20 protein-coding genes are annotated in these 22,779 nt (G+C 36.4%); 7 read left to right on the forward strand and 13 right to left on the reverse strand.

Annotated features, from left to right (window positions below):
• Window positions 1–8: 8 nt before the first annotated feature.
• From NTX65_06570 to leuS, 3 genes are all read right to left on the reverse strand, one after another.
• Window positions 9–1,757 carry an ABC transporter ATP-binding protein gene (locus NTX65_06570; protein MCX6168981.1) on the reverse strand — a complete coding sequence of 583 codons (1,749 nt, stop codon included), beginning with the start codon at window positions 1,755–1,757 and terminating at the stop codon, window positions 9–11.
• Window positions 1,758–1,844: 87 nt separating this feature from the next.
• Window positions 1,845–3,119, reverse strand: coding sequence for a serine--tRNA ligase (serS, locus tag NTX65_06575; GenBank protein ID MCX6168982.1), 1,275 nt, complete (start codon window positions 3,117–3,119; stop codon window positions 1,845–1,847).
• A 99-nt stretch (window positions 3,120–3,218) separates the two neighbouring features.
• Window positions 3,219–5,684: a leucine--tRNA ligase gene (leuS, locus tag NTX65_06580; GenBank protein MCX6168983.1), complete on the reverse strand. Its 2,466-nt coding sequence runs from the start codon at window positions 5,682–5,684 to the stop codon at window positions 3,219–3,221.
• A 162-nt stretch (window positions 5,685–5,846) separates the two neighbouring features.
• Here leuS and zwf point away from each other — a divergent pair, with 162 nt between their 5' ends.
• The 6 genes from zwf (at window position 5,847) to NTX65_06610 (ending at window position 11,811) form a co-directional block, all read left to right on the forward strand.
• Window positions 5,847–7,367: a glucose-6-phosphate dehydrogenase gene (gene zwf / locus NTX65_06585; GenBank protein ID MCX6168984.1), complete on the forward strand. Its 1,521-nt coding sequence runs from the start codon at window positions 5,847–5,849 to the stop codon at window positions 7,365–7,367.
• Entirely contained in the window at window positions 7,357–8,082 is a 726-nt protein-coding gene (gene pgl, locus NTX65_06590) for a 6-phosphogluconolactonase (protein ID MCX6168985.1), read from the forward strand. Before zwf ends, pgl begins: the two co-directional genes overlap by 11 nt.
• Window positions 8,083–8,159: 77 nt before the next feature.
• The gene (locus NTX65_06595; GenBank protein ID MCX6168986.1) at window positions 8,160–10,193 is read left to right on the forward strand and encodes a S9 family peptidase; all 2,034 of its coding nucleotides are present in this window, start codon (window positions 8,160–8,162) and stop codon (window positions 10,191–10,193) included.
• Window positions 10,194–10,205: 12 nt separating this feature from the next.
• Complete coding sequence (locus NTX65_06600; protein ID MCX6168987.1) at window positions 10,206–10,565, forward strand: YkvA family protein; 360 nt, start codon at window positions 10,206–10,208, stop codon at window positions 10,563–10,565.
• An 88-nt stretch (window positions 10,566–10,653) separates the two neighbouring features.
• Entirely contained in the window at window positions 10,654–11,199 is a 546-nt protein-coding gene (locus tag NTX65_06605; GenBank protein ID MCX6168988.1) for a lipocalin family protein, read from the forward strand.
• 75 nt (window positions 11,200–11,274) lie between these two features.
• Entirely contained in the window at window positions 11,275–11,811 is a 537-nt protein-coding gene (locus NTX65_06610; GenBank protein MCX6168989.1) for an NUDIX hydrolase, read from the forward strand.
• Window positions 11,812–11,848: 37 nt separating this feature from the next.
• On the opposite strand, the gene NTX65_06615 is transcribed toward NTX65_06610, so the two are convergent.
• The 7 genes from NTX65_06615 to NTX65_06645 form a co-directional block, all read right to left on the reverse strand.
• Window positions 11,849–12,226, reverse strand: coding sequence for a four helix bundle protein (locus NTX65_06615; protein ID MCX6168990.1), 378 nt, complete (start codon window positions 12,224–12,226; stop codon window positions 11,849–11,851).
• Window positions 12,227–12,308: 82 nt separating this feature from the next.
• Window positions 12,309–13,127, reverse strand: coding sequence for a glutamate racemase (murI, locus tag NTX65_06620; protein MCX6168991.1), 819 nt, complete (start codon window positions 13,125–13,127; stop codon window positions 12,309–12,311).
• Between the two features lie 17 nt (window positions 13,128–13,144).
• Window positions 13,145–15,700, reverse strand: coding sequence for an HD domain-containing protein (locus tag NTX65_06625; GenBank protein ID MCX6168992.1), 2,556 nt, complete (start codon window positions 15,698–15,700; stop codon window positions 13,145–13,147).
• 81 nt (window positions 15,701–15,781) lie between these two features.
• Complete coding sequence (locus NTX65_06630; GenBank protein ID MCX6168993.1) at window positions 15,782–17,167, reverse strand: tryptophanase; 1,386 nt, start codon at window positions 17,165–17,167, stop codon at window positions 15,782–15,784.
• 64 nt (window positions 17,168–17,231) lie between these two features.
• Entirely contained in the window at window positions 17,232–17,606 is a 375-nt protein-coding gene (gene queF / locus NTX65_06635) for a preQ(1) synthase (protein MCX6168994.1), read from the reverse strand.
• Window positions 17,607–17,772: 166 nt separating this feature from the next.
• Window positions 17,773–18,462, reverse strand: coding sequence for a 7-cyano-7-deazaguanine synthase QueC (gene queC, locus NTX65_06640; GenBank protein ID MCX6168995.1), 690 nt, complete (start codon window positions 18,460–18,462; stop codon window positions 17,773–17,775).
• 75 nt (window positions 18,463–18,537) lie between these two features.
• Window positions 18,538–19,704, reverse strand: coding sequence for an MFS transporter (locus NTX65_06645; GenBank protein MCX6168996.1), 1,167 nt, complete (start codon window positions 19,702–19,704; stop codon window positions 18,538–18,540).
• Window positions 19,705–19,875: 171 nt separating this feature from the next.
• On the opposite strand from NTX65_06645, the gene NTX65_06650 reads away from it, so the two are divergent.
• Window positions 19,876–20,490 carry an L-threonylcarbamoyladenylate synthase gene (locus NTX65_06650; GenBank protein MCX6168997.1) on the forward strand — a complete coding sequence of 205 codons (615 nt, stop codon included), beginning with the start codon at window positions 19,876–19,878 and terminating at the stop codon, window positions 20,488–20,490.
• 105 nt (window positions 20,491–20,595) lie between these two features.
• Here the strand turns inward: NTX65_06650 and NTX65_06655 are convergent, their stop codons facing one another.
• From NTX65_06655 to NTX65_06665, 3 genes are all read right to left on the reverse strand, one after another.
• Window positions 20,596–20,832, reverse strand: a complete 237-nt coding sequence (locus NTX65_06655) for a hypothetical protein (protein ID MCX6168998.1) — start codon at window positions 20,830–20,832, stop codon at window positions 20,596–20,598.
• Window positions 20,833–21,084: 252 nt separating this feature from the next.
• On the reverse strand, window positions 21,085–21,855 hold the full coding sequence (locus NTX65_06660; GenBank protein ID MCX6168999.1) for an SDR family NAD(P)-dependent oxidoreductase: 771 nt from the start codon (window positions 21,853–21,855) through the stop codon (window positions 21,085–21,087).
• Between the two features lie 144 nt (window positions 21,856–21,999).
• Window positions 22,000–22,668, reverse strand: coding sequence for a class I SAM-dependent methyltransferase (locus tag NTX65_06665; protein ID MCX6169000.1), 669 nt, complete (start codon window positions 22,666–22,668; stop codon window positions 22,000–22,002).
• Window positions 22,669–22,779: the final 111 nt, after the last annotated feature.

Genomic DNA, 22,779 nt, shown 5'->3' on the forward strand with positions numbered 1-22,779 from the left:
TCTTCTTTCTAGTTCATTTCCGAGAGTTCTTTTTCCAACAATTGTTTCCTGTGCAGTTCTGAATAGATCCCGCCCAGTTCCACCAACTCATCATGAGTTCCTTCTTCTGCAATTGTTCCGTTCTCCAGTACAAATATTTTGTCCGAATCTTTTACCGTAGAAATTCTATGACTTATAATTATACTTGTCCGATCTTTCCTGAATTTTTTGAGAAGTTTTAAAATCTCTTCTTCGGTGTGAGTATCAACTGCCGAGAAAGAATCGTCAAGTATCAAAATATTAGGATCGATTGCCAAAGCACGAGCTAGCGTTGAACGCTGTTTCTGTCCGCCGGAAAGCGTAATTCCCCTTTCTCCTAGAATCGTATCATATGCAAGAGGGAAGGTTTCAACATCTTTTGAGAGCTGTGCAATATTTGAAACGGACTCGACTAATTCTTTCGTTCCGTCATTCAGACCGTAAACTATATTGTTGGTAAGTGTGTCAGAAAAAAGGAAATTTTCTTGCGGCACCATTCCAATATTTTTTCTCAATACATCAAGTGGAACTTTTCTAATATCAATTCCGCCGATCATTACGGTGCCGTCAGACACATCATAAAGTCTAGGAAGGAGATTGATAAGACTTGTTTTGCCAACACCTGTATTACCGACAAAAGAAACGGTTGTACCACGTTCAATTTTTAAACTTATATTTTGAAGAACCCATGGTAATTGTTCTCCAAAGCGGAATGAAACATTTTTAAATTCAATATCACCGTTAATTTCTTTTATGTTCACGTCAGCATTCTCATTGGAAATATCAATCGGTTCTTTTAGAATTTTGAGCAGACGCTTCATACTTGCGTCTGCTTGTTGAACCATATTTGCAACCCATCCAAACGATATCATCGGCCAGATCAAATCGACAAGGTATAGCATGAATGCAAAGATTACTCCTGTACTGAGAGTATTGTTAATAACCATATTACCGCCGGCGAATACAATGATAATTGCCGAGAGTCCGGCGATCATAAAAAATATTGGTGCAAACCAGGCCTGTAATTTTACCTGATCCATTTTTCGTTTTAAATATTCTTTGCTCTCTTTTTCATACTGATCAATTTCATATTCTTCCCTTTCGTAAGATTTAATTACTCTTATTCCGGAAAAATTCTCTTGCGCCTTTGTAGTTAGATCTGACATCTTTTCTTGAATGCGCGTATACTTTACATGCATTTTCTTCATTACAATATAAACTACGAATGAAAGGAGCGGCATTGGTAAAAGCGCGTACAGTGTTAATATCGGGCTAAGAGAAATCATAACAAAAAATGTTAAGACAAATTTAATTCCGTTATCGATCGTATACATAACAGACGGTCCAACGAACATTCTAACCGCACCGATATCATTGGTGGCGTGAGACATAATATTGCCGGTTGAATTGTTCTGGAAAAATCTTAACGGAAGTTTTTGAATGTGCGCCCAAAAATCCTGGCGAAGATCGAATTCAATTTCCCGGGACACGACTATGATAGTCTGACGAATCAGGAAACGGAATAATCCGCTTATCAATGCCGCGGTAAGGAGAAGTAGTACAGGTTTTACTAAAACACTTGGGTCGTTCTTAAGAGCCAGTGAATCGATTGCCTGCTTAACATTAAGAGGAATTATGACGTTCGCTATATTCGACAGCAGAATAAAGACGCAACCGAGAATTAATTTTGTTTTATAGCGAAGAAAATATTTTTTAAGATGAGCTAAATTGCCAAACAATGTTTACAAACTTCCTTTCTGTTCTTTTACACTCTTAATATTGTGTACGGAATATAAATAAACTTCATTTCGGACACTTGTTTTGAACTATCCGATTATATCAAATCCTGTATACTTCTGTAAAACTTTTGGAACAATAATTTTCCCTTCGGGAGTCTGATAGTTTTCAAGAAGCGAGACCATCAGACGGCTGGTAGCCAAACCGGAACCGTTAAGTGTGTGAACGAATTCAAGTTTTTTATCTTCTTTGCGGTAACGAATGTTCGCACGACGTGCTTGAAAATTTTCGAAGTTGCTGCAAGATGAAGCTTCCAGCCATTTATTTTCTGCGGGAGACCAGGTTTCAATATCGTAACATTTTGCGGCTGAAAAACTTAAATCGCCTGTACATAACAATAAAATTCTATACGGAATTTTTAACGCTTGCAAAATATCTTCCGCATCTTTCACCATCGCTTCTAATTCATCATAAGAATTATCCGGCTTAACAAATTTTACCATTTCAACTTTGTTGAATTGATGTACACGTAAAAATCCTTTTGAATCTTTTCCGTATGAGCCCGCTTCACGTCTGAAACAAGGCGAGTAACCGACATATTTTATCGGCAAATCTTTTTCAGCAAGAATTTCATCACGGTGAATATTTGTTATTGGAACTTCCGCTGTCGGAACCGGATACAAACCGTCTTTCTCTATAAAATACATATCCTCTTCCATCTTGGGAATTTGTCCCGTCCCTTTCATTGATTCTCTGTTAACAAGAACAGGTGGAAAAATTTCTGAGTAACCGTGATCATGCAAGTGAGAATCCAACATAAAATTAATGAGAGAACGTTCCAGTGTGGCGCCTTTTCCCATGTAAAGAGGAAAACCGGAGCCGGAAATTTTTGTTCCTCTTTCAAAATCTAAAATGGAATGTTTTTTTCCAAGTTCAATATGATCGAGAACTTTAAAATCATTTGTGAATGAAAATCCTTCCGGAAGCCATTGGCGGACTTCAATATTCTGTTCTGCTGATGCTCCTACCGGGACAGATGCGTGTGCCAGGTTAGGCGTACTACGCAAAATATTTTCCAGTTTATCTTCAACATCACCAAGCTGTCCATCAAGTAAAGCGATCTCATCTCCAACGCGTTTCATTTCAGCAAAAACTGTTGAAGTATCCTGCCCTGCTTTTTTCATCTGAGGTATTTGAGATGAAACTTGATTCTTCTTCGCTTTCAAATCTTCCGTCTTAGCAATAAACGAACGGCGTTGTTCATCAAGATTAATTACTTCATCAACAATATCTTTCGCATTTTTGTTTAGCAATCCTTGTCGAACCAACTCTGGGTTTTCTCTAATGAATTTAACTTCTAGCATTTTTTCCTCTTTTAATATCTGCGGAGATCCGTTTCATCAGTGTCATCTGCGTGCTATTAGCCCACTGATAGCGCAGATTGAATTGATTACGCAGATTCTTTATTTGATTACGATAGTATAAATTTTATTTGGTACGTAAATTTCTTTTACTATTTGTTTACCTTCTGTATACGATTTCACTTTCTCATCGGCAAAAACAGCATTCTTCACTTCTGCTTCAATAGCCTCAACCGGTAAATCAATTTTTGATCTTACTTTTCCGTTTATCTGAACAACGATTGTCATATTATCAACCGAAAGCGCTTTTTCATCAACATCAAACCAGATTGGATTTTGAAAAAGCGAATTTTCTTTGCCAAGAAGTTTCCAACATTCCTCGCCTAGATGCGGTGCCATCGGCGCGATCATCACAGCAAATCTTTCTAAAACATAAGTTTGCAGATCTTTCCTGCACTCGGCTAAATTTTTCATTTCGTTGGAAAGTTCCATCAAAGTAGCAACAGCGGTATTGAATCTAAAGTTCTCAATTTCAATATCAACTTTATGAATTGATTGATTCACTTTTCTATAAATTAATTTTTCAATTTCACTCAGTTCAGAAATCTCGTAATTATCTTTCGATGGAAATTCTTTTGCAAAATTTGTGTGCGTCTCGAACATGGTATATGCTCTTTGGACAAAACGGTCAACACCGACAATTCCTTTATCACTCCAATCGCCGCCAAGTTCATAAGGACCCATAAACATTAAATACATTCTAAAGACATCGGCACCGTAGTTTTCCATAAAGGAATGCGGATCTACAACATTGCCCTTTGACTTAGACATCTTTGCGCCTTGAGCTGTAATCGTTCCTTGATGAATAAGTTTTTGAAATGGTTCGTTACTGTTTACCATTCCAATATCTCTTAAAAATTTATGAATGAACCGTGCATAGAGTAAATGCATAACCGCATGTTCCGCGCCGCCGACATACATATCTACCGGAGTCCATTTATTTGCAAGATCGGAATCAAACATCGAGCTGCTAAAATGCGGGTTCATATAACGCAGATAATACCATGATGAATCAACAAACGTATCCATCGTATCAACATCTCGTTTTGCAGGTGCACCACACTTTGGGCAAGTAGTGTTCACAAATTCTTGATTGCTTGCTAATGGAGAACCGCCATCTGGTTTGAATGCAACTTCATATGGAAGTACAACAGGAAGCTGATCTTCTGGAACCGGAACTTCGCCGCATTTATCGCAGTAGATAACCGGTATTGGAGTGCCCCAATAACGCTGGCGTGAAATAAGCCAATCACGCAATCTGAAATTAATTTTTCTCTTACCGATTTTATTTGCTTCAAGATCATCTGTAATTTTTTCGATTCCGACGTTTGATTGCAGTCCATTGTATTTTCCTGAATTGATCATCGTTCCAATTTCAGTATAAGCGGCGGTAAGTTCATCATTAGCTTCAGCGCCGGATTCAAGAATAACTTTTCGTATTGGTAAATTAAATTTCTTAGCAAATTCAAAATCACGTTCGTCATGTCCCGGTACAGCCATAACGCATCCGGTTCCGTACGTTGCAAGTGCATAATCGGCAATCCAAATAGGAACACGTTCACCATTAACAGGATTGATTGCAAAAGCTCCTGTTGATATGCCCGTTTTTTCTTTCACAGTTGATGTTCTTTCAATTTCGCTGAATGATTTTACCGATTCAATATAATTATCAACACCCTCTTTGAATTCCGGTTTTGTTATTCTCTGGACAAGATCTTTTTCTGGTGCAATAACAACATAAGTCACGCCGAATAATGTATCCGGTCGTGTAGTAAATACTGTAATTTTTTCATCGTGTCCTTCAATAGCAAATTCTACTTCGGTGCCGACACTTTTTCCGATCCAATTTGTCTGCATCAATTTTGTTTTTTCCGGCCAGTCAATTTTATTAAGACCATCCAGAAGTTCATCGGCATAATTTGTAATCTTGAAAAACCATTGTGTAAGATTTTTTTGAATAACCGTTGTACCGCAGCGTTCACATGTTCCGTCGTTTAATACTTGTTCGTTTGCTAATACGGTTTGATCTTTAGGACACCAATTAACAGGTGCATTTTTTCTATAGGCTAAACCTTTTTTGTAAAGCTGTAGAAAAAGCCATTGGTTCCATTTATAATATTCCGGAACACATGTCATTAATTCTGCATCCCAATCATACATTCCGCCCATCTGTTTCATCATTTCACGGATATCATTTATATTCTTTAACGTACTGTCTTTAGGATGAACGCCGGTTTTTATAGCATAATTTTCAGCAGGTAGACCAAAAGCATCATAACCCATAGGTTCAAAAACGTTAAAGCCTTTTAACTTTTTAAAACGTGCCCATGAATCTGTTGGTCCGTAATTATACCAATGCCCAATATGCATTTTTGCTGCAGATGGATATATGAACATCACGAGGCAATAAATTTTTTCACGAAGGTTTGTTAAATCAGTTTTGTGAACTTTATTTTCTTCCCAAAACTTCTGCCATTTGTTTTCTACTTCTTTAAAAGGATATTTCATAATTCCCGTAGTATTTATAAAATTGCATCAGAAATTATGGAAAATGGAGAGGCTTATCAAGGAAAGCATTGTAAATAAGCCATTTAATATCAATGCGGAACTATTTGGGTCAATAATTCATTTTATATTTGTATTAGCATTTGCCAAAGTTCAGGTAACTTTATGAATAAACCTTTAGACCATATTTTTGTAATATTTGGTGCGTCTGGAGATTTGACAAAGAGAAAATTGATTCCGGCAATTTATTCTTTGTATGTTCAAAATCTTTTACCGGATAAATTTGCTCTTCTTGGAACTTCCCGAACTCAATTCAGTGATGAAGAATTCCGCTCAAAAATGAAAAGTGCGCTTATTGAGTTTAAGGAGATTGATGATCTATCCAAAATAGATGAATTCTTGAAAAAAATATTTTACCAACCGCTAGATTCTGAAGATAGCGGAACATTTATAAATTTGTCAAAAAAAATAAATTCGTTAAAAACCGCTTATGATATTTGCGGGAATACAATTTACTACTTATCAACACCTCCCAGCCTCTATTCTGTAATTCCCAAGAACTTAGCTGCAAACAATTTGAATCAAGAAGATGACGGTTGGAAAAGATTAATCATAGAAAAACCTTTTGGAGAGGATTTTGATTCCGCCGAGAAATTAAAAAACGGTTTGCTGTTGGATTGGAAAGAAGAACAGATTTTTAGGATTGATCATTATCTCGGTAAAGAAACCGTACAAAATTTATTGGTTACAAGATTCTCAAATGGAATATTTGAGCCGCTTTGGAATAGAAATTTTATTCATCATGTGGAAATAACATCTGCCGAAAGTATTGGAGTTGAAGGTCGGGGAGAATATTATGATTCTTCCGGCGCATTGCGTGATATGGTACAAAATCACCTGTTGCAGATTGTTGGATTAGTTGCAATGGAACCACCTTCATCTCAAGATTCAGCTTCAATACGGAATGAAATATTGAAAGTGTTTCAGTCCTTTAGACCTATTAAAAGTGAAGATGTAAAAAATGTTGTCATCAGAGGACAATATCTTGAATCAAAGATAAAAGGTGAAAAAGTAAAAGCATATAGAGACGAGAATAGAGTTGATGTTCATTCCACAACCGAGACTTACGCAGCAATAAAATTTTATATTGATAATTGGCGATGGGGCGGAATTCCGTTCTACATTAGAACCGGGAAAAGATTACCGACTCGTGTTTCTGAAGTTGTAATTCATTTTAAACCAACACCGCATTTTCTTTTTAGCAAGGGCGGTTCGACTGATCCATGTAATCAGTTGGTGTTGCGAATTCAGCCGGATGAAGGAATTCTTTTAAAATTCGGGATGAAAATTCCCGGTGCCGGTTTTGATGTTCAAAATGTAAATATGGATTTTCATTATTCCGATTTATCCGCAACTAGAATTCCATCCGCTTATGAACGTCTTCTTTATGATTCGATGAGAGGCGATTCAACTTTATTTGCGCGGAGTGAAGAGGTGATGGCTGCCTGGAAATTTTTAATGCCGATAATTGATGCATGGAAAAATGATAAAACTATTCCTCTGCACGGTTATCCTTCCGGCACATGGGGACCGGAAAATGCCGATGATCTGATTGAAGGAGAAAATATGATGTGGCGTTATCCTTGTAAAAATTTATCTGATGACGGAGTCTATTGTGAACTCTAGTGTAATTATATCAAAAAACATTGAAGAACTTTCAGAGAAATTTGCACAACTTTTATTAAACGCTGTAAACAAAAGTGAGAATAGTTATTATTTAGCTCTTTCCGGCGGTGCGACACCAAAAATGATTTATAAATATTTAGCGGACAATTATAAATCCAAAATTGATTGGCATAAAATAAAATTTTTCTGGGGAGATGAACGGTTGGTTCCACCAAATCATCCAGATAGTAATTATAGATTGGCAAAAGAAAACCTTTTTTATAAGATAAACGTGCCGCCGGAAAATATTTTTCGCATTCATTGCGAAATTGGTCCGGCTGAAGAAGCTCACCGTTATGCTTCCATAATAGAGGAAAATGTGAAATCGGAAAACAATTATCCTCAATTTGATCTCTTACTTTTGGGATTAGGTGAAGACGGACATACGGCATCAATTTTCTCAAATTATTTGAATCTGTTTGAAGAAAAAAGTATTTGTGCCGTTACCGAACACCCTCAGACTCATCAGAAAAGAATTACGCTAACGGGAAACGTTATCAATAATGCTAGACAAGTTGTGTTCCTTGTGACCGGCGAAAGCAAAAGTAAAATTGTAGATACAATTCTCAACAAGAAAATTGGTTTTGAAAAATTACCTGCATCATATGTTAATCCGATCCACGGAGAATTGATCTGGATGCTGGATGATCATTCTGCCAGCTTAATCATACAATGAATTGACTAGTAACTCTGTTTCATTTACCATACGCTTTTTATAATTTGCATTGAAAATAATAACTAACCGAGGCAGCAATGAAGTACTTAGTTCGTTTAATAATTTTAATTCTCGCACTAACATCAATCAACGCACAACAAAAACGCGCAATGACTGTGGAAGATATGTGGAATATGAAACGCGTCGGGAGCTTTGATATTTCACCCGATGGAAAAACTATTGCGTTTGCCGCAACATCTTATAACATGGAAACAAATAAATCGAATTCCGATATATGGTTAATTGATGTTGACGGGAAAAATATCCATGCATTCAAAAATTCAGATGTGAGCGAAAGCTCTCCAAAATTTTCTCCCGATGGAAAAAAGATAGCATATTCAAAGAAAGGTCAAATCTGGATCAGCAACGTAGATGGCTCGGATGATCAGCAATTGACCGATCTCTATACAGGCGCTTCCGAAATGGTTTGGTCCAATGACGGAAAGAAAATTTTATTTGTATCAGATGTATACCCGGATTGCCCAACACAAGATTGTAATAAACAAAAAGACGAAGCCGCAGAAAAAAATTTAGTGAAAGCATCAATCATAACGGAATTAATGTACAGGAATTTTGATCACTGGCGAGGAGAAAAACGAAGTCACTTATTCTTATATGATCTTGCAACAAAAGAATATGTTGATTTAACATTCGGCAGCACATTTGAAGTTCCTCCTGTTGATCTCGGTTCAGATAATGATTATTCATTCTCGCCAGACGGAAAAGAAGTTGCCTTCACAATGAATACTGATAAAGTTGTAGCCACAAGCACGAACAACGATATCTTTGTTATTAAACTTGACGAAGTAAAAAAGAACTCAGTAACTCCGTATAAACTAATTTCAAAAAGTAAAGGAAGCGATTCTCAACCGGTCTATTCTCCCGACGGAAAATATATAGCATTTACATCTATGGCTCGCTCGGGATTTGAAGCCGATAAAAAATCAATTGTGCTTTATAACTGCGCTACAGGTGTATTAAAAAATCTTACTGAAAAAATTGATGTGACTGCCGGACAGATTATTTGGTCACCCGATTCAAAATATATTTATTTCGATGCACCGAATGAAGTTTACAATTCAATTTACAAAATCAATATCGGGACTGGAAAGAACGAAGTTGTTGTTAAGGAAAACGGAAACTCAGCTTTAGCTATTTCACCCGATGGGCAGACTTTATTTTTCAAAAAACAAAAATCAACATTGCCTTATGAAATCTTCTCTGTCAATGCTAACGGCGGAACACTTAAACAACTGACTTTTGTAAATAAAGATTTGCTTTCGCAGCTTGAGATGAGTGATATAGAAACTTTTTGGAGCAACGGAGCTAATGGCGCAAAGGTTCAGTCAATTCTTGTTAAGCCGCCGTTCTTCGATCCGGCAAAAAAGTATCCGTTGATATTTCTAATTCACGGCGGACCTCAAGGTCACTGGCTTGATGATTTTCATTACAGATGGAATGTTCAAATGTTTGCCGCAAAAGGTTATGTTGTTGTAGCAACAAATCCAAGAGGCAGTCAAGGTTACGGACAAAAATTCTGCGATGAAATATCGCGCGATTGGGGCGGTAAAGTTTATACAGATCTTATGAACGCGTGTGATTACGCTATCAAGAATTATAAATTCATTGATCCAAAAAATACTTTTGCAGCGGGTGCATCTTACGGCGGCTACATGATCAACTGGCTGGAAGGTCATACAACAAGGTTCAACGCGGTTGTTAGTCATGACGGCGTTTTCAATTTGGAAAGCATGACCGGATCAACTGAAGAATTGTGGTTCCCTCTATGGGAATATGGCGGAACTTATTGGAATAATAGAACCGATTATGAAAAATTTTCTCCGAACCGGTTTGTAAAGAATTTCAAAACTCCAATGCTGATTGTCCACAGCGGTCATGATTTCCGTGTTCCGGAAGGTCAAGCAATGGAATTATTCACGGCACTTCAACTCATGAATGTTGAAAGTAAATTTTTGTATTTCCCGGATGAAACACACTTTGTTCAAAAAGCACAGAACGCGCGTTTATGGTGGAGCACAGTTTTTGATTGGTTCAATGAACATAAAAAATAATTTGGGGTGAAAATGAATTATAACGATAAGGATTTTTGGGATTCTCCGGTTTTAAAAGAAAAACAGTTCGATACCAAAGAAGAGGTTGAACGCGGTACTGAATATGTTGAAGAGCGTCTCTGGAATAAAGTTGAACGTGAAGGGAAAAAAATCCGTTTTGCCAAAGATATCAAAGCATTGTACAGGTATATGAGAGATAGACATGTTCCGTGGTACCGTAAATCTATCGTGGTTGCCGCGCTAATTTATTTTATCAGTCCAATTGATGCGGTTCCAGATTTTACACCATTTTTTGGATTTCTTGATGATCTTGGAGTTATTGTAGCGGCAGTAAAATTTTTAGGAAGTGAAATTGTTTCATACTATGATTAATTAATTGATAATTGCGAATTAAGAATTGAGAATTATTTTTCCATTATCAATTCGCCATTATCAATTCTCAATTACTTTGGAAGGTTCTATGAATTATAAATCGAACTATGTAAAAATATTTTACTTTGGAATACTAATGGGTTTATTCGGCTGCAGTTCATCTAACTACGCCCCTCTTGATGTTGTTGATAAAGTTGACGTGAACCGTTACATAGGTAAATGGTATGAGATTGCAATGCTGCCTAATAGTTTTCAAAAGGGATGCAACTGCACTACGGCAGAATACAGTATAATTGACAACGAGACAATTCGTGTAATTAACTCATGCCGTAAAGATAGTGTGAACGGAGAAATTGATAAAGTAAACGGGAAGGCATTTGTGGTTGAAGGTTCGAACAATGCGAAACTTCGTGTGCAATTCTTTTGGCCTTTCCGCGGCGATTATTGGATAATTGATCTTGACAAAGAGAATTACCAGTTCGCTGTCGTAGGCGCACCAAGCAGAAAATATTTGTGGATTCTTTCTCGCAGTCCAAAGATGGATGAACAACTTTTTAATTCGCTTGTTGATAAATGTAAATCAAAAGGATTCGATGTAAGTAAACTAGTAAAGACTAATCAAGAATGTATCTGAATGTTTCATACCGGTAATTTCCTTTTCGTCCATTTGTATTAATTCATTTTTTTTATAAAACTATTTGAGAACAAGATGAATTTTTCTGTAAAGAAAACAAACACAATCTTTCAAGGGAAAGTCTTTGATGTTAAAGTCGATGAGATTGAGTATAACGGAACCGGAAACAAAGCCTTTAGACAGGTTGCAATTCATCCAGGCGGGGCAGTTGTTCTACCATTGAAAAGTGACGGAAAAATCATTTTGGTATCCCAATACCGTTATCCACACAACGAAGTGCTGCTTGAACTTCCGGCAGGCAAACTTGAAAAAGATGAAGACCCGTTAGATTGCGCAACAAGAGAACTGACAGAAGAGACAGGATATACATCTAACAAAATCTCAAAGCTTGGAAAAATTTATACTACTCCGGGATTCTGTGATGAAATTCTCCACATTTATCTTGCAGAAGAATTAATACCAGGTGATCATGCTAGAGAAGAAGGTGAAGAAGGAATGGAGATAGTTGAATTGACAATCGAAGAAATTGAAGAAAAAATCCGGAACGGAAAGATTGTTGATGCTAAAACGATTTGCGGCCTCTCGATGTACAAACTTGGTCTTGGATTCTAGATACTAGATGCTAGTTGCTAAATACTAGAGAAAGTATTTATCGAGGACTTTGATGTTCTTTCTGAACAGATTGGATAAATAAATTTAATTTTTTACCAAGAGTTTCTAATTTTAAATGTAATTCGTCAAAAAGATTTTCATCAATCAACGATTTAGTCTCGAAAAGTGTTCCCAAATGGTCGATTGTTTCATCATTCGACGCTAATGCAATTATAAGAAAATGAATAAATTCATTCTTATAATATCTTCTACCGTATCCTTCAACAATATTTGATTTTACAGATTTGCATGATCTTCTAATCTGGCCACCAACTTCATACATCTCAAACTTTGGTAATTTTTCTAATGTAATTTTATGAATATCAATCACAACTTCGCGGGCAAGCTTCCATATTTCTAAATTTTTATAACTCATATAAAATTAAATAAGTTATCAGATTTTCTGTTTATGGGTTGAACCATCGAGAATCCAGTAACAAGGATCCGGTATCAAGAAATCATTCATTAGTTAACTCATCCAATTCTACTTTATGAAGATGAGTTATTTTCTTACCAAGAAATCTTTCTGCAACTTCACGGAATTTTACCGGAACGTCACTTACATAAAATTCAGCTTGTCCATGATGAACAGATTGATTGCGCAACCCCCTTCCATTCAGATAATCCTCAACCAATCTTGCGGCCGGAGTGCCGGAATCGATCAGTTTAACATTTTTTCCAACAACTTTTTGAATAACGTCCGCAAGAATTGGATAATGAGTGCAGCCAAGAATTAAACTGTCAATTTTCTTTTTATGAAGTTCTCCCAGATATTCTTTAGCAATAATTTCAGTTACTTTATGATCGAGCCATCCTTCTTCTGCAAGCGGAACGAATAGCGGGCATGCTTGTTCATAAACTTTCACTTTCGGATTTAGCTTCTTCAATTCATGTGCATATGCTTTATTGTTGATTGTCGCCCTGGTTCCGATCACACCAACAATTCCTTTTTTTGATTCTTGCAAAGCTAATTTTGCTCCAGGCTCAATCATTCCAACGACCGGAATTGTTAAAAATCTTCTCAGTTCTTTTAGCGCAACAGATGATGCAGTATTGCATGCAACAACAAGTAGTTTAATGTTTTTTCTTAATAAGAAATTTGCCGCTTGAATGGAATATTCCACAACCGTTTCATTCGATTTTGAGCCGTAAGGTACGCGGGCAGTATCGCCAAAGTATATAATATTTTCATTTGGCATTAGCCGAGCAACAGACTTAACAACAGTTAAACCGCCAATACCGGAATCAAAAAAACCAATTGGATTTGTTCTGTTCATAAAATTCAAATTGTCACCTATAACATTTCTTCTATTGTTTGAGTTAGTTCGTGAGTGATGAGTTCATTTACATCGGAAGAGATTTTTTTTCTATTGCGGTCAAGTATATAGAATGAATCCACAACATCGTCACCCTTCGTTGCAATCTTTGCAAAATAGATTGAGAGACCAAGTTCATTCATCTTTTTTGTTATCTGATACAACAGACCTAGACGGTCGGGTGAATAAACATCTATGATTGTAAATTTATCGTGTTTTTCAAATGCAATTTTGATTTTCCCCTTTCGTTTAAAAAGCTTGTTCTCAATCCGCCACCATTTAGATTTTATTTGGCTAAACTCTTTTGTGATTTGTAATTCATTTTCGACGGCGAGATAAACATCATTCGTAATTTTTGAATAACGTTCTTCTTCAACTGTTCCGCCGGTTCTGAAATCTGAAACATTAAAACTGTCGATAACAATTCCGTCTTTACGTGTAAATATTTTTGCATCGTGAATATTGAGATCGTTTATGGAAAGAGCACCGCACATTCTTGAAAGTAACGCTTCTGAATCCCGTGTAATTATAGTAACCACCGTAAAAGCGCCGTCCTCTTTAAAGAAGACAGAAACAGGTGAACCCTTTTCAATCTCTTCGATATGCTGATTAATTTCTTCCGGAGAAAAATGATGGAGATAACTTAGGTCGTTTATCGATTCAATATGATCCTTGAAAGAATCTTCAGAATACATTTCCGAACCATTTATAATTTCTTGCAAATTGCTGGCAAGCAGATCATGACCGGTTATGCGCTCATCGAGCATTGTTTTTGTTTTTCGGTAAAGTTCATTAAGAAGATCGCTTTTCCATTGTGTCCACACTACTTGCGATACCGCCGAGAGATCGGCATAAGTTACAAGATAAAGCAAATCGAGTAGTTCAGAATTAGCAAATAGCGTTGCAAAATTGTTGAGTGTTGAAGCATCATTCAAATTGCGGCGGAATGCAACTTGTTCCATGGTTAAATGATGGTGAACGAGGAACTGAACAATTTCAATTTCTTCTAAACCGTAACCAAGTCGTTCCATTATGGAATTAGCAATTTCCGCACCGATGATCTCGTGTCCTGAAAGACTAATCGGTTTAGCAATATCGTGAAATAGAATCGCGAGAAATAAAATATCTTTATTGCGTAATCCTTGAAACAATTTTCCAAGAGTAGAACTTTCAATGGAAAGTTTTTCAACATTATTCAATGCAATTAGAGTATGCTCATCTGCCGTATAACAATGATAAACTCCGGGCTGAAAAAATCCGACCAGATCTTTGAACTCCGGCAAAAATGCACTCAGTACACCAACCTCATTCATTGCAGTTAAAGTTTTGCCTACGTTCTTAGGCAATTTTAATATCTCACGGAAAAATACTGATGATTGCGGTTCGAATAATTGTGTCTCTTCATGATCAATCACAGCTTCGATAATTTGAGAGCGCAAGTTTTCTTCAAACCGGGCATCATGCAAACCGCGGTAATAATATGCCCTAAGAATTGTAGATAGCGATAATCTTTTTTCATGCGTCAAAGAAATACTTTTTCCTTTGAGAGAAAAGTCGTCATCGAGTTGAATAGAAAGATAATTGCTTAGAGGTGGAGTAAGTTCTTCTTCGAACCGTTTCATCATTGTAACTGAAAATCTCTTTACAACATTTGCAGCATCAAAATATTTACGCATGAATGCGTGCCAGCCGTCGCCGGAGTATCCAAGAACATTTGCAATTCTTTCCTGATAAATAAATTCCAGCCGGTCATTCTTATTCCCGCTTAAGAGATGAAGATGATTCCTTGTGTTTAAAATTTGGCGGTAGCTTTCCTGGAGGCGAACAACGCCGCGCGGAATTAATATTTTGTTTTGCTTGAGCACACTCATGAAAGATTGAGTCTGTGTAATTTCCTCCTGCGATGTTAGCATCAAATTGTTTTGAAGTATATAAATCCATTCAACAACTTGAAGATCGCGAAGCCCCCCCGCGCTATATTTTACGTTTGGTTCTAAAACTTTTGCAGAACTACCATATTTGTCATATCTAAGTTTTATATCCTCGAAAAATTCGACTACCAATTTTTCTTTGTACTCGGCTGTAATTGTATCAAAGACTTTTTTGTTCCACTTCAAATAAAGTTTTTCATTGCCAAGAATATAACGCGTCTCAAAGTATTGTGTGAAGGCATGCAGATCTTCATCAAGAAATTTTTGTATATCTGAAAATTCGCGCAAAGTGGAGGAGACTTCTATACCCGAGTCCCATAAAAGAGTAACACAATCTTTTATAGTTTGTTCGTGTCCTTCCACTTTTTCGAAAATGAACATCAGATCAATATCGGAGTAGGGCGAAAGTTCTCTCCGGCTAAAACTTCCGACCGATGCAACCGCGCAGTTGAGTTTAATTCCTTTTAAGATTTTTTGAATATATTCTTCAACTAGCAAACTCCATTTAACAGAGAACTTGAAAGGATCTTTGAGAAGTTCTTCATCATTGAAAATATGATTACGATCTTCAAAAAATTTTTCTTTTAGTTTTAGAGGATCCATTTTACTCTTAACATATAATGCACGTAGGGGCGAGTTTACCTCGCCCCTACAAATTACGGAACGGTTTAACGTTACAAGTATCTATAATTTTTTAAATTTTGCCTGGAAAAATCTCAAGTGCTTGGGTTCATAAACCATTTTCAATCCTTTGATCTTCTTCCTGTTTTCAAAAACTTGAGCAATCGATTCAACGGTAACATCAATGTGAGCTTGAGTATAAACACGGCGCGGGAAAGTCAAACGGACTAATTCCAATTTTGGATAACGGTGTTTTCCCGTCTGCGGGTCACGCCCGGCTGATACAACTCCTCTTTCCATTGCACGTACACCGCTATCAACATAAATTTCCGCAGCTAGTGTTTGCGCCGGGAAAAGATCCTGACTAAGTTGAGGCAAGAATCTTTTTGCGTCAACGAATATTGCGTGGCCGCCGAAAGGATAAACAAGAGGAATATTATATTTTTCAAGCTGTTTACCGCAATACTCAACCTGTCCAATGCGAGCCTTGACGTTATCGAACTGAATCATTTCTTCCATTCCTCGAGCCATAGCTTCCATATCACGTCCTGCTAAACCGCCGTAGGTATGAAGTCCTTCGTAAACAACAACCATGTTACGAGCTTCTTCATAAGCATATTTATTGCGTGTAGCAAGAATACCGCCTATGTTAACCATCAAATCTTTTTTGGCGCTTACCCATAATCCATCAAAGTAAGAGCATATCTCTAATAGAATCTGTTCAATTGTTTTTTTCTCGTATCCCTTCTCTCTCATCTTTATGAAATATGCGTTTTCAGTTGCTCTTGTTGCATCGAACCAAAGTTGTATTTTGTGTTTTTTTAATAAGGAAGAAACTTCTTTTAAATTTTTCATCGAGAACGGTTGACCGCCTGCCATGTTTACCGGTCCGGCCATAAAAACATAAGAAATATTATCTGCGCCTTCTTTCTTAATCAAGTCTTCAAGTTTATTAACGTTTACATTACCTTTGAACGGATGTGTATTCTGAGGATCGTGTGCTTCATTAATAATAACATCAACAAATTTTCCGCCGGCAAGTTCTATGTGTTCGCGTGTTGTTGTAAAATACATATTGCCCGGAACTATGGAACCCGGTTTAACTAATATTTTAGAAATCATATGTTCGGCGGCGCGTCCTTGATGGGTTGGTACAAAGTAAGGCATACCATAATATTTTTTTACGTTATCCCATAAGTAATAAAAATTTCTGCTGCCGGCGTAAGCTTCATCGCCTAGCATCATACCAGCCCATTGATAATCACTCATAGCGTTTGTGCCGCTATCGGTTAGTAAATCAATGTACACATCTTCGCTCTTGAGTAGAAAAGTATTGTAACCAGCTGTCTTAGCTGCTTTCTCTCTATATTCACGAGTCGTCATCTTGATCGGCTCTACCATTTTTATTTTATACGGTTCCGCCCAGCTTCTTTTAATTATTTTAGACATGCTTTCTCCTTTATCATTAATTAGTTACTTGTTAATTGTTATCATGCTTGCAAACATTGAACCGTCATACAAATTTTTTCTTTAGTTTTTTTCTTTTCTGTTCGGCTATTATTTCCGAAGAGATTCCACCGCGAGTATTGAAATTCGCAGTTATCTTGATATAACGCGGTTTCATAACTTTTATAAGATCGTTCAGGATCCGGTTTGTTACAGCTTCAAAGTAAATTCCTTCATTACGGAATGATTGCAGATAAAATTTATAACTCTTTAGTTCTACACAAATTTTTTCCGGAATATATTCAAGGATAATAGTTGCAAAATCCGGTTGTCCCGTTACAGGGCAAACGGAAGTAAACTCCGGCGCGGTATGTATAATTGTGTAATCCCTTTCCGGGTTAGGATTAGGAAATGTTACGAGAAGTTTTTGTTTGTCGTTCATTAAATTTCTCTTTAATAATTTCAAAAGTAATAGAACACAGATGACGCAGATTCAACAGATTTTCACAGATTAATTATTTTGTAGCAATCTTTTAATTCATTACATCAATCATATAATTATAAAAATTTTTACAACTCATTCACAATTCGCCATTTTCAATTCTCAATTAATCATACCTCGGTTTTACATTATAAGGAATCGGATCTTCTGTACCTGCCTGTTCAAACCCACGCAAACGGAATGCACAACTATCACAGACACCGCAAGCCACATCTTCTCTCTGGTAACAAGACCAAGTCAAACTTAATGGAGCATTTAGTTCAATTCCCTTTTTAACAATATCGGCTTTAGAGAAATGAATTATAGGAGTTTCAATTTTAATTTTAGTTTCGGGTTTGGTACCAAGATCAACCATCTTTTCGTATGCTTCAAAAAATTCCGGACGGCAATCCGGGTAACCGCTTGCGTCTTCGTAAACAGCACCTATGAAAACGGCATCCGCGCCGATCACTTCTGCCCAGCTGACACATGCACTTAATATATTAGCATTACGGAACGGTACATAAGAACTAGGAATTTCTTTACTGGTTAAGTCAGCTTTTGAAACTTCAATGGATTTATCTGTTAAAGATGAGCCGCCGATTTTTGAAAAATGTCCGAAGTCTATTACCAATCTTTTTTCAGCTTTATAATAATCAGCTACGTCATGAAAAGCCTTCAACTCACGAGTCTCTGTGCGTTGACCATAGTTGATATGAATTAACGCAAGCCGATGAGTTTGATCAGCAATAGCAGCCGTTACACAACTATCCATTCCGCCGCTGACGGCAACAACTGCTAATTTATTTCTTTTCATTAATAATTCTTTTTAATAGCGGCTTAAAAATAACAAATTGGAAAGTGAGATGGAAAACAGATTTTGAAAGCTTTCTTAAGACTTTTGTTCGTTCTTAAGAAAGGAAAGCATTAGAGCAATCATTATAGAGACTATAGAAGATATTAAAAAGGGTACCTGCGCTCCAAAACGATCCCATAAAATTCCGGTAAGAAAAGAACCGAACATAATTGCAAAACTTGAAAGTGCCGTGAGCAGACCAATAGCTGATCCGCGAAATTCATCGGGCACAAGATCTGATACCCAAGCTTTGGAAATTCCCTCAGTTGAAGAAGCATAAATTCCATAGAACGCAAAGAGGATCCAGACTATCACATTTTCTGTGTTCATTGCAAAACCAAAATAGACAGCAGAAAAAATTAATAATCCAAAGATGAAAATGTTTTTCTTTCCGAATCTATCGGATAGAATTCCTATGGGATAAGACGAGAGCGCATAAATTAAATTATAGAACACATAACCAAGAATAGCAGTTGTATCCGAATGAGATATTTGTTTTGATTTCAAAATCAAAAAAACATCGCTGCTGTTTACCAATGAAAACATTGTTAAAACTAGAAGAAGAATTTTGTATTCAAAGGGTGCACTTTTCCAAAACCTCCGGTACAATTTTTTTTGAGAATTTTTTGTTGTGCCTTTTGTATCCTTAACCACAAAAGTAAAACCGATTGCAAAAAATGAAGGAATTAAAGCAAACAAATAGATCCAGCTGTACTTTCCCGGGAAAAAGTAAAGTAGAGCAATTGCCGCAAGAGGTCCGGCAACCGCCCCCATAGTATCCATTGCTCGATGAAACCCAAACACCGCGCCAGTATTGCCGTTAGCATAACTTGCAAGCAGTGCATCACGCGGAGCTGTACGAATTCCTTTACCAACTCTATCAACAATGCGGGCAGATATTACAGATGGAATGGTTGCTATAAAACCGGGAAGAGATTTAAACAATCCAGAAAGACTATAGCCGATTATTACAAAGATCGAACGTTTACCAACTTTATCCGAGAGTGAGCCAAAGTATCCTTTTAAAAGTCCTGCAGTAACTTCTGCAGCACCTTCTATTAATCCTACCACAGACATTGAAGCGCCGAGAATTGATGTCAAAAAAATTGGAGTTATAGGATAAAGCATCTCACTGGCAAAATCAGTGAAGAAGCTTACCAATCCAAGTATAATTACAGAACGTGATATGTTTTTAAATTTCATCTTAAAAAAATATTGTTAATTTAATTTCTTAAATCCAATTCAAAATTCCAAAAAGATTCTGCTGATTATTTATTTTTAATCTCATTCTCGTTAGAACAAATTAGCAGAACCCAGATAGAACTTCACGTAAAATCTTCATAACTTCTCTTGTGATATAATTAAGGATTATAGATGGAATATTACGAATTGCATCCGATAACGCCGCAGATGCGCTACATCAATAAAGCGGTAGATGTATTGAAAAATGGCGGAGTAATAATTTATCCTACGGATACGGTATATGGATTTGGCTGCGATATATTTAATAAAGAAGCTCTCGAGCGTATTTACACAATTAAGCAAGATGCTGAATCAAAGTTGTTTAGTTTCATCTGCCACGATCTTAAAGACATTTCTAAATATGCTAAGGTTTCCGATTATGCGTATAAGAGTATGAAAAAATTATTACCTGGTCCTTATACTTTTGTTCTGCCTGCTGCACGCGAGGTGCCAAAAAAACTTTGGACAAAAAGAAAGACAGTTGGAATCCGGATTCCTAATAATAATATTGCACTTACTTTGGCAAAAGAATTAGGCAACCCAATAATCAGTACCAGCGTGACAAATCATAGCGGGAATATTTTGTTTGATCCTCTTGAAATACAAGTAGTCTTTAACTCAAGGGTTGATCTGATGCTTTCATCAGGAGCGTTAGAAGGAAAGCCGTCAAGCATTATTGATTTGAGCAGCGAGGAACCTGAGATTTTACGCGAGGGTGCCGGCGATGTTAGTATGTTCTATTCATAATAAATTTACTTAACGGGAAATATAAATCTGCGGAATCCTAGATTTTAAGATTTGCACTTTCTGAGAGTTAACAAGCAGTCAATTTGAATCTCATATTTATTAGAATCAACCGATCCAATTTTCCGAAGTATGAGAGAACGGCCTGCTTCTTTTATCTGAATTTTGTGCTTCAGTTTTCGAAATTGTTTTTTTCACTTCGTCTGCAGGTGATGGAAACTCCGGAACAAAAGAAGACGGTTCAAAGATATTTGATGAAGCAGCCCTATCTTTTTTCTCAGAAATATTCTGAAGCTTTGTCCAATCTAACTTCGGATTTGAATGATTGATAGTCAGTACGTTCATTTGTACCTCCTATAATAATTTTGTTACGAGAGAAGAATGATGATGAATGTGAGGAGTAAATTTCTCGCACCAAATATACAAAAAATGGAGGAGAGAAGTAACTGTTAATCTCAAGGAGATTAAATTTAGTACCACTCTTAATTATTAAGAATCATTTCAAGCTTTGAAAAATTCTAATAAACGAAATCTCTATTCAAAAATTCGATTTCTTCTAAAATAAATCCGCAAATTCAGTACAGATTATTTAGCCGTCTAGTCTCTATATGAGAGAGTTGCCGATGCTTGTCTTGCGGCAAGAAGAGTAATTTCGGCTATATTTACATGCGGCGGTCGTGAAGCACAAAATATAATAGCATCTGCAACATCATCGCCTGTCAGCGGTGTTAAACCTTTGTAAACACCTTTAGCTTTCTCCTCGTCGCCGTAGAACCGGACTTTGCTAAAACCGGTTTCAACCAATCCCGCATCAATTGTACTAACCAAAATATTTTTATCAATTGTATCCATTCTTATTGAACGTGTAATTGCATCCACAGCATGTTTAGATGCACAGTAAACAGCTCCTTTAGGATACGCTTCTCTTCCGGCAATTGAGCCTATATTTATAATATGTCCGCCCTTCCTTTCAATCATGCCATTAAGAATAACAAATGTAACATTTAACAGACCTTTTACATTGGTGTCTATAACTTCATCCCAGCCTTCAGGATTATCTTCATAAAATTTATTTAGACCACGCCCAAGACCTGCATTATTGATGAGAATATCTATATTCTTAAATTCTTCCGGTAAAGCTGCAACTGCATTTATCACATCAACACGTTTACTTATATCTAATGCGAAAGCATAAACTTTTACGCCCGTTTTTTGTCTAATATCTTCGGCAATTTCGTTGAGTAGATTTATTCTTCGGGCACAAATAACAAGATTAGCCCCTTGCCCGGCAAATGCATATGCTGATGATTTTCCTATTCCGGATGTTGTGCCTGTAATAAAAACAGTTTTACCTTTTAATGATTCCATCATTTCCTCATAATGTTTTGCGAATTAAGTGTCACAAATTTAATACAATTACAAATCAATTCTAATTCGAAAACCCATTCTTATTATTTATTATGAAAATGTTTTAGGACAGAACATTAAGAAGAGAAAACTTTTGAAATAAAATCATTTCTCTTTCTTTTTCAGTAAGAAAATATATTGATATATTGAAAAAGGTGTGAACAATCCAAACGAAAGGAAGTTGATTAATCTGAATTTATAACTGATGCTTTTATTTGAGTTGATGCTTTCAATTCTAAACCCGCATTCGTCAATCATTTTTTTCATTGTGTGAAGAGTAAAAAATCTTAAATGTGTTCTGTCCAATATTCCCGAATCGGTATATTCAAAACGGTTAAAAATTATTTTTAGAACCGGAACAATATGCCTTAGATTAGGTAAACTAATAATAACCGTTCCATCATTATCCAGAATATTTTTCAAGTATGAAAGCACTTTCCACGGATCTTTTAGATGTTCCAGTATATCTGCACAGATAATGCAATCAAAATATCTTTCGGAAAAATCAAGATTCATATTTTCGATATCGCCGACTAAAACCTTGTCTAATTTAGTCCTAGCAACTTTTGCAGCATTTTCATTTAGTTCTATTCCAACCGCAATTTCGAGGTCATATTTTTTCCTCGCTTCATTAGCCAGAACTCCTTCTGCACATCCGATATCCAAAAGACGCTTTGTTGTTTTCGGGATCAGATCGAATATTTCCGGACGGAATAATTTAAAATAGGGTTGATTCTCACTCCCTATTTGCTCGTCTTTTTTTATTTTATTCAAACACCACCTATATTAATTTCAGAACTAAAAATACGGAGCCCTATTTACACACAATAATAGATTTTTTCAATTTTTGATATTTATCCCAGATCACATACTTATGATAAAATT

This window comes from Ignavibacteriales bacterium (genome assembly GCA_026390795.1).
Lineage (GTDB): Bacteria > Bacteroidota > Ignavibacteria > Ignavibacteriales > Melioribacteraceae > Fen-1258.